The sequence below is a fragment of the Brevibacillus choshinensis genome, assembly GCF_001420695.1.
Lineage (GTDB): Bacteria > Bacillota > Bacilli > Brevibacillales > Brevibacillaceae > Brevibacillus > Brevibacillus choshinensis.
In genome coordinates this window covers 998,715-1,013,589 of sequence record NZ_LJJB01000007.1, presented here as the reverse complement: position 1 = coordinate 1,013,589, position 14,875 = coordinate 998,715, and the positions used below count along the sequence as shown (strand labels likewise).

Below are 14,875 nucleotides of genomic sequence, written 5' to 3'. Positions count from 1 at the left end.
TCACGGTGATGGGAGAATCGGACTGGCGGGTGCAGGTTGTCTTTCCAGATGTCTCTCATAACCGTAGCGGACTAGAAAATAGCCGCACATGGCAAGACAAAATCCAGTAAGCACGTCACTGAAGTAGTGTACCCCCAGATATACCCTGCTTGCTCCGAGCAGAATGACCATGAGTATGGTCGCTGCCTGAATGACGGTTGGCCATGCTTTTCCTCCGAGCCAACGACTGACCAAATACGCGAGCATGCAATAAAAGGCAGGAGCAATCATCGCGTGTCCACTGGGAAAGGAAAAGGAATCAGGCAGTGGAATCAAATGAAAGTCAGTAGGCCGAGGCCTGGCAAAAACGGCTTTGAGCAGCTCGTTTAGCACCTCTCCACCCCCTAGCGTCAACAAGAGGGTGAGAGCCTCGGCACGCCGCTTTTTGGCGTAAAGTGCGACGATCAGGACGACGCCTACAGGAGCCAATACGACGCCACTCCCCAAATAGGTCAATACCTCAAAAAACGATGTCCACATATCGGTTCGCAAAGCTGTTGCCATTGCAATACCCGCCTCATCAATTCCGTTTACTTTCCCTGTCATATATAGACCGATCAGAGCGGCGGACATAGCGGCAAACAAAACGGCCCCCATGGCTATACCTCTTCCGGCATTTTTCTTTGTCAAACCGGTTTCCTCCTCTATTTATCTCTCCATCAAAGAGCGCAACGCTTCTGCAAACCGTTGATCATCCTCACGAGTACGCGCAGCCGGTCCACGAGTACGCCCTCCACCACGGCGAAATCTGGCCTTTTCATTCCGCTCCTCCAAATGAAAAGTGATGCGCTCCGGATCAAATATCATACCATGTGGCGTTAGGGACAATGCTTTTTTCCCCAGAATCAGTGCAGCCAATCCAATATCTTGTGTAACCACGATATCACCTGCACGTGTATCATTCGCCAATTTTGTATCGACTGCCTGAGGACCGGCATCGACGGTGATGTGATTATTCCCACTCAATTGGTGATTGAAGCTCGCGTATGTAAAACAATTCCAGCCAAACTCCCTGCAGAGCTCCTGTGCAATCGCCAAAGCCTGGCGCGGACAGGCATCAGCATCAATCAGCACGCGTGTTCCGTGCATAGGCATCCACCTTTCGTTCGCTTTTTTCTCCCCGCCATGGTGCAAATTTGGTATGATGGTTTTGGAGAGGAGTGAACGTATCTTTGCGCAATCATTTTATACTAGATGAACGACTGGGTATTCGTCTCCCTGCTTTGGACATGGAGTGGGAGGCTTACTCAACAGACGAGAGAGCCGACATTTTGTTGGAATGGGAGGAGATCCGCGCGAACATTCCCGATAAGATCATCCGGATTGAGACGGTCATCATCGAAAAAACCAGACAGATGTCCGAAGAAGAAAACTTCAATCGATCCTGCGAGTTAAACAGCGAGATCCACGAATTAGCCAGTGTCATTAATGATCTTAATATATGGTTCCGCGTACAGCAAGATCATGACGCCAAAGTCCATCAATAAGAGTCGTGCAAATATGCCGCAAAAGCCCTAGGAGCAATCCCAGGGCTTTTTTTCATCATACAATGGGGGTATGCTGTGCTGTATGTACACAGCCTTTCTTGGATCATTCCTTATTCTTTCTTCCTCGTGAAAGCTCCAGCGCCTTAAGTCCCGTCACATGTGGTGCAGCCATGGATGTTCCGTTTAGCGTCTTAAATTGATTTCCCGGCCAGGTCGATAAAATATCAACTCCAGGTGCTTTGGTGTTTGCGCCTTTTCCACGCGAACTAAAATCGGCGAGCTTTCCATTTTGGTCGATAGCGCTCACACCGACGACTCCTTTGTACCTAGCTGGATACTCCACTTCTCCCCCATTATTTCCCGCAGAGGCAACCATGACGATTCCTTGTTTTTTCGCTTTCTCGACGGACCTCGCCAGTGCTTCACTGTATTGCGGCATGCCAAAGCTCATGTTTATAATGTCCACCTTGTTTTCGATGGACCAATTAATTGCCCGCATGATGGTTGCCAATGACGATTTCCCGTCTCCTCCAAACGCCCGCACGTCGTACAAATGAGCCTCCGGGGACACTCCGACAATGCCACGCTGATTCATTTCCGCCACAATGATCCCTGCTACGTGAGTCCCGTGCCCATTTTGTCTTCCTGAGACGAGGTTGACTCCTCCTTTGATCTGATCGCGTAATTCAAAATGCTCTCGTGAGATGCCCGTATCAATAACGGCGATTTTCACGCCTGCTCCCCGCCCTCTTTTCCACAGCTTCTCCGCTCCCACGTAGCGGACTCCCCATGGTATTTCTTCCTCGGCGTGTACGCTCACCGTCACATTTTCTTCAACTGTTGCTGGATAGCGATTGAAATGGGCTTGGTGACGTTCATATACCTGCTGGGTGACACACAGGCAGGACAAATCATCATAGCAACGCCATATCTGTTTTTCCTTTTGTTCCGCTACGTGTGCCTGTAAATCCGCCATAATTTCATGAAATGGTGTACGTCGGTGAAAGCTGATAATTTTCACACCTATAGCCTCCTGTCATGCTAGTTCTGTCACCATCCTATGTTCAGGCGGACCCAGCGGGTTTGGGCATACACACATGCCAAGCAAAATAGGCGAAATGTCCAGACATCTGTCCAAACGGATAACCGGAATTTCCCATATAACTGCATAGGACAGAAGTACTTTCATCCATGAAAGGAGCGAGGGAACAGATGGCCAAGAAAAAGAAAGTCAAGATCAAAAAACTCAAGAGTAATCCGAATGATATTCTGAAAAAGATCAACAAGAAGAGCAAGAAAAAATGGAAAATGAGCGATATCAAATCCTTGGCAAAAGACTACTCGAAAAAGGATTTAAAGGATGATCAAAAATTAAAGAACCTGATTAAAAAAGTCAGTAAGGCAGTTGGCATTCAATTGAGCGACAAACAAATCTCCAGTGTGAAAAAACAAGTACATGACGCACTCGGATAAAAACTTCACACGGCTACGCCTTGTACTCAGGCGTGGCCTCCTGCCTTTTTTTGGGACAGGCATCCATAGACCGTTCTTAGAAAAACGCGGGAATTTCGCCCGCGTCCTTTTTCCACTCGGTCAAACTGTAGTGGAGGGGAGGAAAAAGGGGAAAACGCTCCAGCTTCATAGGAACACCTACTGGGGGTCATCCTGTCCGGTTCCATGTAAAAAACGAAACCGCGTCCAAAGTAGCCGTCTCAGGGAGATCCCCAGAGGTGGACGCTTAAAACCGTGTTTCGTTTTTTCCATTGCGCCTTGCTTGGTGTTCCTAAGATCTTCCTCTTTTTTCCCCTTTTTCCTCGGCCTAGCTTTGACTCTCCCACTTGCCTTATTTTGTGGGCATTTCAAGGGGTTTCTTTGAGAAAAACCCCTTCGTGGGACAATTCCTCAGAAGAACGAAAGCTTGGTTCTCCTGATTCAATGATCCCGTGACACGCCGAACAGACCTATTTGCCGACTTTTTCTATTGTTTCACGAACGCCCTTCGAAGCTCTAGCAATAGACAGAATAAGCTTTTGCTCCCTTGAACCTCGTAATACCCGGTGGCTAGAAACCACTACAGCTAGCAGGAGAAGCAGGTTTCCAGGCGGAGCGACTCCGGAACCCTACTTAGCGGAACAACGAATTCACGGGATCCAGAAGCGGTACCTCTGTATCCGCTTCGGAGCGGCTACTCCTTTACCGCTTCCCCGTGAATCGTTGTGGAGCGGACAGTCTATACTCCTTTGCGGGGTGTAAACGGGGCCCCGCCGAACGCGAGCGTTAGCTTGTGTTCGGTGGGTAAAGACCGGAGCGCAGATCGGAAACCTGCTTCTGGGCACCACCACAGCACACAAAATTACTTATAAATTCCTAGTCGTTCAAAAAACAAAAGGGAGAGCATGGTTGCTCCCCCTTTTGTTATCCAGAGATTGGATCAGTAAGATGAAATTAGTCGCAGGCACACGCAACGATAGTCAACAGTACGAACAACACCAACACCAAAGCAAAGTCGTCGAAGCCAAAGCCGTTGAATCCGCTCATTCGCTTTCCCTCCTTCATCGGCAACTAGTCATAAGGTATGTGCTCATAGCCAAACGTGATTGGACGTTCGCCTATATCCATACCATTTCTTTCTAACCGGTTTTCCAATGAGGAGGAGATGCACTAACTTGCTTGGCGTTTCACGGGTTCCGGCATGCCATATTGTTTTTTCATCACCATTTCCCAAAACGGGATGGTTCTCTGGATCATTGGTCCAGTCAAGACCGCGATTAAGACCGTTCCGATTGAAACCGGCCCACCCAGGGCTGCTCCTGCAATCAACACTGTGATCTCGATGATCAACCGCACTTTTTGGATGCTCCAGCCCAGTCGCTCGTTCATGGCGAGCATAAAACTATCTCGTGGCCCCGCTCCGAGTCGCGGTGATAAATACATTCCGATGCCAATCGTCATCACGATGACCCCTAGCAAGAACACGAGTAATCTGGCAACGAATGTCTGTGGCTCTGGAATGGCATTCGACCACAGTATCAAGTCGAGAAACGTTCCGAAACAGACCATATTTAAAAACATGGCAAAGTTCGGCTTGATTTTGGCCACTACGTAAGAAGATAAAATGACGATGACTCCCACAATTTGCGACCAAATCCCGATTGTTAATCCAAACGTTTTCTGCAGACCAATATGAAACGTATCCCATGGCGCTACTCCCAAGTGTGCTTTGATCGTCAGGACACATCCGAAGGCCCCTACGAACAGTCCCAGAATAAACATAACATAGCGCATGGTGATGGATCTGCTAATCCGTATACCGGACACTGCTTTCACCTTTCCTCTCCTGCTTTGCCTGATTGGCTCTATCTATCTTTCAAGCTCCTTATTTCCAACCCGCAATGACTTCAAAAAATATCCCGTCTTTTCGGTAATATGCTTCCGATTTCGCCTGTCTGATGAACGTATCTGCCTCTGCCAGTCGATCCCCAGCCAAGACGACCTGACGTTGCTTGTTTGTATCATCCCGGTATTCCACGACCAAGCTGACTTCCTCGTTCAAGCAATGCTGCATTAATTCCTCTGGTGTCGCAAAGGTAATCCGTTTCATGCTGCCCCTACTCCCTCGCAATGATTATTCATGATATCAAGTGTCCGCTGTTTTTCTTTCTCGTTTGATTGGAACGCTGCTAAAATCATCAGCAAGCACCGTGCAAGGATGGATGGCACGAGCTTCTGCCAAAAGATCATCCATGCTGAAGTCGCCCTCTTCATCCTCATAGCGAGGGCTGAAATGCGTCAAGCATAGCTGCTTCACGCCTGCCTCCATAGCCAGCTGCGCCGCTTCTTGTGCAGTGGAATGGCCGCTGCGTACAGCCAGTTCCTTGTCCCTCTGGGCATAGGTCGCTTCGTGAACAAGCAAATCTGCCTCACTTGCGAGCTCGCGTACGGCTACGCATGGTTCGGTGTCACCGCTAAAAACGATTTTTCGTCCCGGCTGCGGCTCTCCGACGAAATCTTTGCCCTCCAGAACCGTCCCATCTGCCAACGTAATTTGTTCACCACGCTTCAATGCCCCATACAATGGACCCGATGGCACCCCTGCCTGCTTTGCCAGCTCGACCTGAAAAGCACCCGATTTTTCTTTTTCCGTGACCGCGTAAGCAAAAGAAGTCACCCTGTGCTTGGCAATCCGACATGTCACGATCACATCCTCATCCTCGTACACGATACCCTCACTGACAGTTTTTAGTTGTAGTGGGTATTGCAGATGTACCGGACTTGTCTCCATCACAACACGGAAGTAACGATCCAATCCCGGGGGGCCGTACAACTCCAGCGGCGCAGCCTCCCCATTGCGCAAGGAACGACTTGCCAATAGACCTATCAAGCCATAGAGATGGTCCCCGTGCAAATGCGTAATAAAAATTTTATCCAATTGGCTGATTTTCATCGGAGATCGGAGCAGCTGATGCTGAGTCCCTTCTCCGCAGTCGAATAACCACCATTTTCCTGCTTGCAAAAATCTCAGCCCAATCCCGCTTACATTTCGGCGGGTAGTAGGTGCTCCCGATCCTGTTCCCAAAAATGTCACGATCACGTCGTATGCGCATCTCCTTTTGGTTCTGCTCCCTCTACCTGCACGGCAGCGTGCCTGTCTTTCTCTATAGGCATTCACCCTTTTTTCGTGGGTCGCATACGCTACATCAAACAACAGCCTAGCAAGGAGGGACTCCTGATAATGAAACGACTCATCTCCGTGGGTCTAGCCGCCGGCCTTGCCGTTATGGCAGTCTTGGCTGGATGCTCGAGTGCCCCGGAAAAGATTCGAATTGGTGAAGTAACGCGCTCACTGTTTTACGCACCGCAATATGTTGCGCTGGAAAAAGGCTTTTTCAAAGAAGCTGGCCTGGACGTCGAACTGTCTACCATTCCTGGTGGTGACAAAGTGATGTCAGCACTGCTGTCTAGTGGAATCGAAGTCGCCTTGGTTGGATCCGAAACGAGCATTTACGTCTCCCAGCAAGGAGCAGCTGATCCCGTCGTCAATTTTGCTCAGCTGACACAGACAGATGGCACGTTTCTCGTAGCCCGCAAGAAAGAGGACAATTTCTCCTTTGACCAGTTGAAAGGCAGCGTCTTCCTCGGCCAACGCAAGGGTGGAATGCCGCAAATGGCGGGCGAATACGTGCTCAAAAAGCATAACATTAATCCACAAAGCGACCTGCAGCTGATTCAAAATATTGAATTCAAAAATATCGCCGCTTCCTTCGCATCTGGAACCGGTGAATATGTACAATTGTTCGAACCTGAAGCATCCCGCTTTGAACAAGAGGGAATCGGTCACGTCGTAGCCTCGTTCGGAAAAGAAAGTGGCACTGTTCCCTACACGGTATACATGACCAAGCAAAGCTATCTCGACAGCAAAGCAGCTGCTATCCAAAAGTTTACCAATGCCGTCTACAAAGGGCAACAATGGGTTGCCAGCCACTCTCCAAAAGAGACAGCTGATGTGATCGGTAAATATTTCGAATCGATTAAACCAGACATTTTGGAAAATGCAGTAAAGCGGTATTTGGATCAAGGCTCCTACGCGACAGATCCGATCCTGGATGAAGCCGAATGGAATCAGCTACAGGACATCATGGATAAAGCAGGAGAACTGAAGCAGCGTGCTGATTATGCCAAACTGGTCAATACCACCTTCGCCAAAGCTGCCAAGGAAGGGAAGTAGACGACTATGAACCAGATTCCTTCAACGCCGGCCAAAATAGAACTCGGCCACGTGACCCATCTTTACCTATCCGCGACCAGGGCATTCATGGCGGTCAGGGATATCAACCTGCGCGTGGAGGAAGGCGAGTTCATTTGTCTGGTAGGTCCCAGCGGCTGTGGGAAAACGACATTGCTTTCACTGATGGCCGGACTGGAGCAACCTACTGCCGGCAAAGTATGGATCGATGGAAAGGCCGTCACTGGCACGTCACGTCAGGTCGGCTACATGCTACAGCAGGATTACTTGTTCAATTGGCGGACCATTGAAGATAATGTCTTTCTCGGACTGGACATTCAAGGGATCCGCACGAAAGAAAACGAAGAGTACGCCATCCATCTGCTGGAGGAAATGGAGCTCATCGAGGTACGCAAATCTTCCCCGACGCAGCTATCTGGTGGCATGAGGCAACGGGTTGCTCTCGTACGGACGCTTGCCTGTCAACCGGATGTCCTGCTGTTAGATGAACCCTTTTCTGCCTTGGACTATCAAACCAAGCTCAAGCTCGAAGACTTGATTTTCACCACGCTGCGCCGTCACAAAAAGACGGCCGTCCTCGTCACACATGATCTTTCTGAATCGATTGCGATGGGCGATCGAGTCTATATTCTGTCACGCAATCCCGGACGAATCAACAGTGAGGTCATCATTCCTTCGCACATCAGAGACGCCATCCCATTCGATGCGCGAAATGAAACGGGATTTCAGGACCTGTTCCACCGTGTCTGGAAAGAGATGGAGGTGGTCTCTGATGCAGCAAAAGGAAATTGAGTCCGTCCACCGTCGGTTTTTAAAGCTGGAAGCCAAGACGCGTTCAGGGGTACTGTCTACTCAATGTGTGTTGTTTGTCATCTTCATCGGATTATGGGAGCTGCTCGCGCGGACGAATACCATTAATCCGCTCATTTTCAGCTACCCTACCAAGGTTTTGGCAGAGTTTTGGATGAGACTGATGGATGGCAGCCTCCTCCCCCACGTAGGTATGACGGTGTGGGAGACGATTATAGGCTTTCTCCTGGGTACCTTGCTCGGAACCCTTATTGCTGCCACCATCTGGTGGTCTCCGTTTCTCTCCCGTGTCCTCGAGCCCTACCTCGTCATCGCCAACAGCATGCCAAAGGTCGCACTCGGACCCGTATTTATCGTCAGCTTTGGCCCTGGCCTCTTCTCTGTCATCGCCATGGGCTGCGCGATCTCGGTGATCATTACGACGATCAACATTTACACCAGCTTCAAAGAAGTCAATCCCAACTATATCAAAGTGGTGCAAACACTGGGAGGTAACAAGAAGCAGACCTTTTCGATGGTCATCCTTCCTTCTACGATCCCCACCATTCTCGCTACGTTGAAAGTAAACGTTGGTCTCTCCTGGGTGGGAGTCATCGTCGGGGAGTTCCTCGTTTCCCAGCAAGGGTTGGGTTATCTGATCATTTACGGATTCCAGGTGTTTAATTTTACCCTGGTCATGATGAGTCTCGCCATTATCGCGGTCGTCGCTACCCTGATGTATCAAGGCGTCGCGTATCTAGAAAGGCGGCTCACCAGCCAGTTTAAATAGATGGTAACACAAAGCGGTGCTGGTTCTTCTCGGGATGAGAGCCAGCATCGTTTTTTTGTCCAAAATGCGTCGTCGATTGTCCTGCTACTAGGTCGAAGGGCACTATGAGCAATACCACCTCGGTTGCCAAAGTCGAGTTTCCCTCTTACATGCATGGTAAAAGTGCGTCAAAAAACGCCCGGCATATAGGCTCGGGCGTTTGGTTTTGACTACTTCCAGATTTTCCACCAGCTCTTTTTGGTGCTGGCGCCATCCATGGATTGACTCTCCGCCACTTTTTGAGCGGCAGCGGCTTCCGCTTCCTGCGCACCTGGTACTCTCAAGAGGAAATGATCGACCATCGGCTTGTAGTTATCCGCCAGATGGTCCTGCATGTTGCGCAGGATTGCGATGGCTTTTTCCTTTTGATCCGTTGCAATAAGTGCATTTGCATAATTGAATCCGGCATATGGGAACGGAAATTCAGGTGTCCAATACTTCTCGCAGATTTGAATCAGCTGGTAAACATACCCGGCTTGTCCTAGCTCACCAGTCACGGTCATGACAATCTCAAAACGATCCTTTGCACCGTCGATCGCTAGCGTGTACCAGTGCATGGCTTTGAGCAAGTTCTCCTCCGTCAGTGCGAGACGAGCCAAATGCAGCTGTGGACGCCAAGCTCCGTCTTTTCCGGCAAGTGCTTCCAGGCTTTCTTTGAGTTCTTCTTTCCGGCCCGCACCGAGGAAATTTTCCACGAACATGTTCAAGCCATTTTCCTGATTTGGATCTTTGTGGAGACCGGTATGTAACGTTTCGAAAGCTTTGGCATCTTCGCCCTCGAACGCATAGATCTTGGCCAAATTCGTACAAGCTGTGCCCGAAGAAGGGAAGCGCTCCAGACAATCCGTCAGAATCGCTTTGGCTCGATCGAATTCCCTCGCTTGCATGTGTACGACAGCCCGAAAAATGAGCGCTGACTCAATCGGTCCGTACAATTCTAGGAGCCTGTCTGCCGCAACAGCTGCCTGCTCATGAAATTGCTCCTTCACCAATTCCATCGCGAAATCGCGAAGCTTTTCTTTTTTGTCCCAGTACATGTCCAGGTTATGTGGGATCACTTTTTTCTGGTAGTCCTCTCGGGACATATCGATGGTTTGACCAAACTCATTGGTAAACGATACAAAATCAGACATGTAACAGCCTCGCTTTCATTTCCTACACAATAGTATCAAGAAGCTATGGCTCCCTGCTTTAAATCCATGCTTTCATATTTACTTTACGGATAAAGTCCTCTACTGATTCCTTAACGGGTTCGTCATTTGCCTCTTCCACATCCTGCAAGCCCACCAATTGACGAAAAAGCGCTTCGTTGCGAGTTGCCAGCGCAAAGTCGAGCAAAGCCTCATGTGAAATGCGCTCTGCCTCTTCCTCCAGCAATTGCGCTTCGAGAGCGATGTCCTCCTCCACTACGGGAAACTGCTTATCTATTTTGGGTATGCGAATCACCCATGCAAACGCACTGTCTGGGTTGCGGTCGCGTGCGATCAAGTAACCGTATTCGCCCATAGGCAAGCCTTGCTCAAAGGAGTCAGCAACAATGACGACGCGTTGTCCTAGCTTGAACATGAGCGTCAACTCCCTAAAAAGATTAATTCTAATCATACTAAATTGTATGTGTACTTGGGAAGAGCAAACCCGCAGGATGGGCTTTTGCACAAAAAGTTTGTTGCTGTCGGTAAAATACGGTACACTTCTGTTATCAAACATTTTGGCTAATAAAGTAATCAAAACGAGGTGCAGCTTCATGTCCCAAATGTCCACAGGGTTTTCCCTGTTTATCGTCGGTTGGTCCATTCTCTTGGTAGGCTTGATGGGGATCGGCGGGTATTTCATGTTTCGCAAGTTTTTAAAATCGATGCCCAAGAACGATGGAAAATCAGATCTCGATTGGCAAGATTATTATATCGACCAGACTCGTTCTCTCTGGACCGAAGATGGTCTCACCCTTCTCAATGAACTCGTCGATCCAGTTCCGCAGCTGTTCCGTGATGTGGCGAGACGATCGATAGCGGCCAAAATCGGTCAGATCGCCATGGAGGAAAAGGCGTCAACAATCACAATCGACCTGATCGTGAAAGGTTACATTGTCGCCACACCGAAGCGTGACCATAAATGGCTGATCGCTCATTTGAAGGACAAGCAAATTGACTACACTCGATACGAGCAATACTTGAACGCCGAGGGCTGACTTTCTGAAACCAGCAGGAGTTTCTTTCGTATAACTTGGTAGATCGCTTGCCAAGGAGAAGATGTGGATGACAGTCATACTTACCATTTTGGGTATCGGACTCGTGCTTTTCATCATTGCAGCCGTTATTATAGTAGCTCTGCTAAAAAAAGGGACAGGCTTCCTGTGGAAGATGGGCGGAAGTCGCTACCGTCGATACAGCAGCAGTGATTACAAGCATCGCGGCCCAATTTGGAAGCAAGGCCACAAGACATACGGACATCATCATTACCGCGGAAGGCACAGCAGTCGTAGTGGATTTTTCAGCAGCTAGAAATAAAATTGTGAGACTAGCCCTTAATTGAAAGATCGGCAGCCCAGGACGAGAAAATAAAATCCTGGACTGCCGATTTTCTATTGAGCGATCTTTCCTGTTCACTGAAAAGGCGACTGACTATTATCCTGTCAGCCGCCTACAATGGATATTGGTTCGGTTCTAAAGTACCTCGATAGACATTACTTTTTTTCCATTACTGCAAAGTAATTTTCTTCATCATCTGCAAAGTTAAATACTCTTCCAGAAGGCATATTTACAATTTCTCCGACTTTTACATGTTTATTTGATAAGTCTCTATGTAATTGATCGAGATTTTCCGTAAAGAACATTAATGAAGGTGTACCGAGATTTAATCCAGGTGACATTTTAGCAACGAATTCCTTATTATGCAGAATGATGCTAGTTTCTGCGCCTTTTGTCGGAGCAATTTCAATCCATCTCATTCCTTGACCATTATTTTCTTCAGAAATGACATGAAATCCTACTTTTTCCGTCCAAAAATCCTTAGCCCCATCTTGGTTATTTACATACAACATAATTTGACCGACTTTACTCATCATTAGTTACTCCACTCCCTTGTAAAAGTAATGACGAAACCAACAAGCCTGTCTAGCTCGTCTCCATTTCCTACATGTATGATAGCATGCAGATTATGTTAGGATTTCTTATCAATTGCGATGTTATTACATCTACTACATGATATTACCAAAGCAGCTATGAAAAGGGGATGTTTGATGACGTCTTAGAATTCCAGTACCACAGCCATTTCTTTTCCAAATCGGTCTCCCCGATCTATGAAACCTAATCCGGCATACAGTTGGTGTGCTTCCTTGTTTGCAGGGTGATAACCGACTACAATTCTGTTGGCAGCCGGTAGTTTCTGCATTTCCTGAATCATGAGCTGGGTGGCTCTTTTACCAATACCTCTGTTTTGATTGTTCTTATCCACCATGATTCGGTATATCCAATATCCATCCAACTCTTCCAACGCCGAATTAAACATGAGAAAGCCCACTATTTTGCCATCGAAAAGGATTGCGAATGGCTTTAGCGTAGGTTCAAATTTCGATTGTGCGATCGAAACGGCATTTGTTTCGATATGCCCTTTCTGACTTTCATCGACCTCTAGCTGGCAGCATTCATACCAGTTCCCAGCATGTACTTCTACGATTTCTACCTGATTGTGATTGATCATTTCCCTGATACCCCTCCTGATATGAGAAATGCCATTGCTTCCGAGCTCTCTACGTCCAAGGGTTGAACCTGCTCACACGGAAACAACAGAAGATTACCAGCAAAATTGTACGACTGTGGAAAATAGACGGCTACGTGATCGGACAATCCGTACACTTCCAGACTTTCTTTGGTAATAAAGCCAATTGCCTTGGCACTCCCGTCCTTGGACAGTGTGACTAGTACCGGCTTATCAAAGCTTTTCTTCTCACCGACGAAGGCACCGATCAGATCCTTGATGGATGTATAAATCAGTTTAATGAAAGGTACTTTTTCAAATACTTTGGACACAAGAGAAAGTAGTCCACGCGTCAACACATTGGAAGTGAGAAAGCCAATAATCGTAATCCCGAGGATGGTCAAGACGAATCCAACTCCCGGTATCCCCAACCCCAACCAGCTGTCCACCGTGACGAAGATGGTGTACAGAATATAGACCGTGACTGCAAGTGGGATGACGTACAGCAGGCCCTCCAGGAAATAGCGTATAAATCGTTTCATAAGATGTCTCCTTTCCCGCATTACCAGAATATTGTACCCGATCAGACAGGTCTTCTGCTATGATGAAGGGAAAAAAGTGAAAGTAGGGAGATTTATGCAAGCACTCGTCTCGCCACAATGGCTGCACGACCATCTTCACGACGACCAAGTCGTGATCATAGACTGCCGTTTCAACCTGAGCATCGCAGAAGCAGGTGCTGATGTTTACAAGCAGGACCATATTCCTGGCGCTCTCTACTTCCATCTGAACCGCGACCTTTCCGGACCGAAAGGAGAGCACGGTGGACGCCATCCCCTCCCCGATCCCGAGACGTTTGCTGCCCTCTTATCTGCGGCTGGCATCGATGAAAATACAACCGTCATCGCTTATGACGATCAGGAAATGGCGATGGCTGGACGACTCTGGTGGCTCTTGCGCTATCTTGGTCACGATAAAACAGCCGTCCTGAACGGTGGATATGCTGGATGGAAACAGGCTGGCTATGAGGTGACTGCAGATGTGCGTACTCCACAGCCTCGCACGTTTACTCCACGGGTACGTTCGAAAATGCTCGTAGATATCCAAGCCGTGCAGGAAAGAAGCCCTGAAACAGCCTTGCTGGATTCCCGTGCAGGTGAGCGATACCGCGGAGAGGTGGAACCACTTGATCCGAAAGCAGGTCACATTCCAGGCGCGCATCACTTCTTTTACAAAGACAATCTCGGTTCTGACTTGACCATGCTCCCGGTCGAACAACTGCAGGAGCGTATCGCTCCATTTGCAGAGCAAGACATCATCGTCTACTGCGGTTCCGGTGTGACAGCATGCACGAATCTGCTCGCCCTGCACGCAGCGGGTCGGACGGATGTGAAGCTGTACGCAGGCAGCTGGAGCGATTGGAGCTCCTACGATCTTCCTGTCGCTGTCGGCCCTACTCCAGCTGACGAAATCAAGAAGTGATACGAGCAATCCGCCTCCTGCTCCACTTTGCCTATCAGGAGGCCATGTCCTGTCTTTTTCCGGTGTTTATTTTCGCTTCCCTCGCTCTATCCAAGTTCGTGATCATTCCCGGATTAGGCAGATACGATTTGCTACTTCTGCTGTGCCTGTTCTTTCAGGTGGTCATGGTGAAAAGCGGACTGGAGTCAAAGGATGAGCTGAAAGTCATCACTGTTTTTCACCTGATCGGGCTAGCGCTGGAAATGTTCAAGGTGCACATGGGATCATGGGGCTATCCCGAAGCTGCCTACAGCAAAGTATTTGGTGTTCCCCTATACAGCGGGTTCATGTACGCGAGTGTGGCCAGCTACTTATGTCAAGCTTGGCGTCGCTTGGATGTCACGCTGACGGCCTGGCCAAAGCAGTGGCTCGCTGTACTCTTAGGCGGAGCGATTTATCTCAATTTCTTTACCCATCACTATCTGGTAGATATACGCTGGTTCCTGATGATCGCGATCTTTCCCGTCTTTTGGCGTACACGCGTTCATTTCCGTGTAGCCGAGGAACGACTGTGGATGCCTCTGCCTCTCGCCTATTTTCTGATTGGTTTTTTTATCTGGATCGCCGAAAACATCGCTACTTTTTTTGGTGCGTGGTACTACCCCAATCAGCGCGATGGCTGGGAAATCGTCCACCTCAGCAAAATCAGCTCGTGGTTTTTGCTGGTCATCGTCAGCTTCATTATCGTGGCTCAGCTCAAACATGTAAAAAGCATGCGGAGCAGTTTCAGCGGCAACCAAAAGGATTTGTAGTGACAACCGATTCAATGGA

The 14,875-nt window shown here is 48.6% G+C and carries 21 protein-coding genes; 9 read left to right on the top strand and 12 right to left on the bottom strand.

From position 1 onward, the window contains the following. Together AN963_RS04835 and AN963_RS04830 are read right to left on the bottom strand one after the other, a co-directional pair. Positions 1–669: a phosphatase PAP2 family protein gene (locus AN963_RS04835; protein WP_236707874.1), complete on the bottom strand. Its 669-nt coding sequence runs from the start codon at positions 667–669 to the stop codon at positions 1–3. An 18-nt stretch (positions 670–687) separates the two neighbouring features. Beyond that, on the bottom strand, positions 688–1,128 hold the full coding sequence (locus tag AN963_RS04830) for a DUF188 domain-containing protein (RefSeq protein ID WP_055743398.1): 441 nt from the start codon (positions 1,126–1,128) through the stop codon (positions 688–690). 140 nt (positions 1,129–1,268) lie between these two features. On the opposite strand from AN963_RS04830, the gene AN963_RS04825 reads away from it, so the two are divergent. Further along, positions 1,269–1,526 carry a hypothetical protein gene (locus tag AN963_RS04825; RefSeq protein ID WP_407922539.1) on the top strand — a complete coding sequence of 86 codons (258 nt, stop codon included), beginning with the start codon at positions 1,269–1,271 and terminating at the stop codon, positions 1,524–1,526. Positions 1,527–1,629: 103 nt separating this feature from the next. Here AN963_RS04825 and AN963_RS04820 read toward each other — a convergent pair whose 3' ends face one another. Further along, positions 1,630–2,547, bottom strand: coding sequence for a S8 family peptidase (locus tag AN963_RS04820; RefSeq protein WP_055743396.1), 918 nt, complete (start codon positions 2,545–2,547; stop codon positions 1,630–1,632). 191 nt (positions 2,548–2,738) lie between these two features. Here AN963_RS04820 and AN963_RS04815 point away from each other — a divergent pair, with 191 nt between their 5' ends. Then, positions 2,739–2,999, top strand: coding sequence for a stage VI sporulation protein F (locus AN963_RS04815; protein WP_055743395.1), 261 nt, complete (start codon positions 2,739–2,741; stop codon positions 2,997–2,999). Positions 3,000–3,971: 972 nt separating this feature from the next. Here AN963_RS04815 and AN963_RS30085 read toward each other — a convergent pair. From AN963_RS30085 to rnz, 4 genes are all read right to left on the bottom strand, one after another. Continuing rightward, on the bottom strand, positions 3,972–4,064 hold the full coding sequence (locus AN963_RS30085) for a sporulation protein YjcZ (protein ID WP_236707873.1): 93 nt from the start codon (positions 4,062–4,064) through the stop codon (positions 3,972–3,974). A gap of 123 nt (positions 4,065–4,187) precedes the next feature. After that, the gene (locus AN963_RS04810; protein WP_055744451.1) at positions 4,188–4,811 is read right to left on the bottom strand and encodes a YczE/YyaS/YitT family protein; all 624 of its coding nucleotides are present in this window, start codon (positions 4,809–4,811) and stop codon (positions 4,188–4,190) included. 91 nt (positions 4,812–4,902) lie between these two features. After that, positions 4,903–5,127 carry a hypothetical protein gene (locus AN963_RS04805; protein ID WP_055743394.1) on the bottom strand — a complete coding sequence of 75 codons (225 nt, stop codon included), beginning with the start codon at positions 5,125–5,127 and terminating at the stop codon, positions 4,903–4,905. A gap of 36 nt (positions 5,128–5,163) precedes the next feature. After that, a complete protein-coding gene (gene rnz, locus AN963_RS04800; RefSeq protein ID WP_055743393.1) occupies positions 5,164–6,117 on the bottom strand; it encodes a ribonuclease Z in 954 nt (317 codons plus the stop codon). A 141-nt stretch (positions 6,118–6,258) separates the two neighbouring features. Between rnz and AN963_RS04795 the strand changes: the two genes are divergently transcribed. The 3 genes from AN963_RS04795 to AN963_RS04785 are packed head-to-tail and all read left to right on the top strand — an operon-like array spanning position 6,259 to position 8,848. Continuing rightward, positions 6,259–7,251: an ABC transporter substrate-binding protein gene (locus AN963_RS04795; protein ID WP_055743392.1), complete on the top strand. Its 993-nt coding sequence runs from the start codon at positions 6,259–6,261 to the stop codon at positions 7,249–7,251. Between the two features lie 6 nt (positions 7,252–7,257). Next, entirely contained in the window at positions 7,258–8,061 is an 804-nt protein-coding gene (locus AN963_RS04790; RefSeq protein WP_055743391.1) for an ABC transporter ATP-binding protein, read from the top strand. Beyond that, positions 8,042–8,848 carry an ABC transporter permease gene (locus tag AN963_RS04785; RefSeq protein WP_055743390.1) on the top strand — a complete coding sequence of 269 codons (807 nt, stop codon included), beginning with the start codon at positions 8,042–8,044 and terminating at the stop codon, positions 8,846–8,848. The genes AN963_RS04790 and AN963_RS04785 overlap by 20 nt, the downstream gene beginning before the upstream one ends. Before the next feature lie 209 nt (positions 8,849–9,057). Here AN963_RS04785 and AN963_RS04780 read toward each other — a convergent pair whose 3' ends face one another. Continuing rightward, complete coding sequence (locus AN963_RS04780; RefSeq protein ID WP_055743389.1) at positions 9,058–10,020, bottom strand: tetratricopeptide repeat protein; 963 nt, start codon at positions 10,018–10,020, stop codon at positions 9,058–9,060. Between the two features lie 58 nt (positions 10,021–10,078). Continuing rightward, positions 10,079–10,453 (bottom strand): hypothetical protein, encoded by a 375-nt coding sequence (locus AN963_RS04775; protein ID WP_055743388.1) that lies wholly within the window; start codon positions 10,451–10,453, stop codon positions 10,079–10,081. Between the two features lie 178 nt (positions 10,454–10,631). Here AN963_RS04775 and AN963_RS04770 point away from each other — a divergent pair, with 178 nt between their 5' ends. Next, complete coding sequence (locus AN963_RS04770; protein WP_055743387.1) at positions 10,632–11,075, top strand: DUF2621 domain-containing protein; 444 nt, start codon at positions 10,632–10,634, stop codon at positions 11,073–11,075. Positions 11,076–11,142: 67 nt separating this feature from the next. Continuing rightward, complete coding sequence (locus tag AN963_RS04765) at positions 11,143–11,388, top strand: hypothetical protein (RefSeq protein ID WP_055743386.1); 246 nt, start codon at positions 11,143–11,145, stop codon at positions 11,386–11,388. A 182-nt stretch (positions 11,389–11,570) separates the two neighbouring features. Here AN963_RS04765 and AN963_RS04760 read toward each other — a convergent pair whose 3' ends face one another. From AN963_RS04760 to AN963_RS04750, 3 genes are all read right to left on the bottom strand, one after another. Further along, on the bottom strand, positions 11,571–11,951 hold the full coding sequence (locus tag AN963_RS04760) for a VOC family protein (protein WP_055743385.1): 381 nt from the start codon (positions 11,949–11,951) through the stop codon (positions 11,571–11,573). Between the two features lie 182 nt (positions 11,952–12,133). Beyond that, a complete protein-coding gene (locus tag AN963_RS04755; RefSeq protein ID WP_407922528.1) occupies positions 12,134–12,586 on the bottom strand; it encodes a GNAT family N-acetyltransferase in 453 nt (150 codons plus the stop codon). Continuing rightward, entirely contained in the window at positions 12,583–13,125 is a 543-nt protein-coding gene (locus AN963_RS04750) for a DUF502 domain-containing protein (protein ID WP_055743384.1), read from the bottom strand. Before AN963_RS04750 ends, AN963_RS04755 begins: the two co-directional genes overlap by 4 nt. A gap of 94 nt (positions 13,126–13,219) precedes the next feature. Between AN963_RS04750 and AN963_RS04745 the strand changes: the two genes are divergently transcribed. Beyond that, complete coding sequence (locus tag AN963_RS04745) at positions 13,220–14,065, top strand: sulfurtransferase (RefSeq protein WP_055743383.1); 846 nt, start codon at positions 13,220–13,222, stop codon at positions 14,063–14,065. Continuing rightward, positions 14,062–14,856: a DUF817 domain-containing protein gene (locus tag AN963_RS04740; RefSeq protein ID WP_055743382.1), complete on the top strand. Its 795-nt coding sequence runs from the start codon at positions 14,062–14,064 to the stop codon at positions 14,854–14,856. The genes AN963_RS04745 and AN963_RS04740 overlap by 4 nt, the downstream gene beginning before the upstream one ends. The last annotated feature ends 19 nt before the right edge of the window (positions 14,857–14,875 follow it).

What these genes read in the sequence shown, in the direction of transcription:
- AN963_RS04785 (WP_055743390.1), top strand. Translation starts at nt 8,042, where the DNA reads ATGCAGCAAAAGGAAATTGAGTCCGTCCACCGTCGGTTTTTAAAGCTG.
- AN963_RS04780 (WP_055743389.1), bottom strand. Translation starts at nt 10,020, where the DNA reads ATGTCTGATTTTGTATCGTTTACCAATGAGTTTGGTCAAACCATCGAT.
- AN963_RS04770 (WP_055743387.1), top strand. Translation starts at nt 10,632, where the DNA reads ATGTCCCAAATGTCCACAGGGTTTTCCCTGTTTATCGTCGGTTGGTCC.
- AN963_RS04760 (WP_055743385.1), bottom strand. Translation starts at nt 11,951, where the DNA reads ATGATGAGTAAAGTCGGTCAAATTATGTTGTATGTAAATAACCAAGAT.
- AN963_RS30085 (WP_236707873.1), bottom strand. Translation starts at nt 4,064, where the DNA reads ATGAGCGGATTCAACGGCTTTGGCTTCGACGACTTTGCTTTGGTGTTG.
- AN963_RS04795 (WP_055743392.1), top strand. Translation starts at nt 6,259, where the DNA reads ATGAAACGACTCATCTCCGTGGGTCTAGCCGCCGGCCTTGCCGTTATG.
- AN963_RS04755 (WP_407922528.1), bottom strand. Translation starts at nt 12,586, where the DNA reads ATGATCAATCACAATCAGGTAGAAATCGTAGAAGTACATGCTGGGAAC.
- AN963_RS04790 (WP_055743391.1), top strand. Translation starts at nt 7,258, where the DNA reads ATGAACCAGATTCCTTCAACGCCGGCCAAAATAGAACTCGGCCACGTG.
- AN963_RS04830 (WP_055743398.1), bottom strand. Translation starts at nt 1,128, where the DNA reads ATGCACGGAACACGCGTGCTGATTGATGCTGATGCCTGTCCGCGCCAG.
- AN963_RS04745 (WP_055743383.1), top strand. Translation starts at nt 13,220, where the DNA reads ATGCAAGCACTCGTCTCGCCACAATGGCTGCACGACCATCTTCACGAC.
- AN963_RS04815 (WP_055743395.1), top strand. Translation starts at nt 2,739, where the DNA reads ATGGCCAAGAAAAAGAAAGTCAAGATCAAAAAACTCAAGAGTAATCCG.
- AN963_RS04765 (WP_055743386.1), top strand. Translation starts at nt 11,143, where the DNA reads ATGACAGTCATACTTACCATTTTGGGTATCGGACTCGTGCTTTTCATC.
- AN963_RS04750 (WP_055743384.1), bottom strand. Translation starts at nt 13,125, where the DNA reads ATGAAACGATTTATACGCTATTTCCTGGAGGGCCTGCTGTACGTCATC.
- AN963_RS04825 (WP_407922539.1), top strand. Translation starts at nt 1,269, where the DNA reads ATGGAGTGGGAGGCTTACTCAACAGACGAGAGAGCCGACATTTTGTTG.
- AN963_RS04810 (WP_055744451.1), bottom strand. Translation starts at nt 4,811, where the DNA reads ATGCGCTATGTTATGTTTATTCTGGGACTGTTCGTAGGGGCCTTCGGA.
- AN963_RS04805 (WP_055743394.1), bottom strand. Translation starts at nt 5,127, where the DNA reads ATGAAACGGATTACCTTTGCGACACCAGAGGAATTAATGCAGCATTGC.
- AN963_RS04775 (WP_055743388.1), bottom strand. Translation starts at nt 10,453, where the DNA reads ATGTTCAAGCTAGGACAACGCGTCGTCATTGTTGCTGACTCCTTTGAG.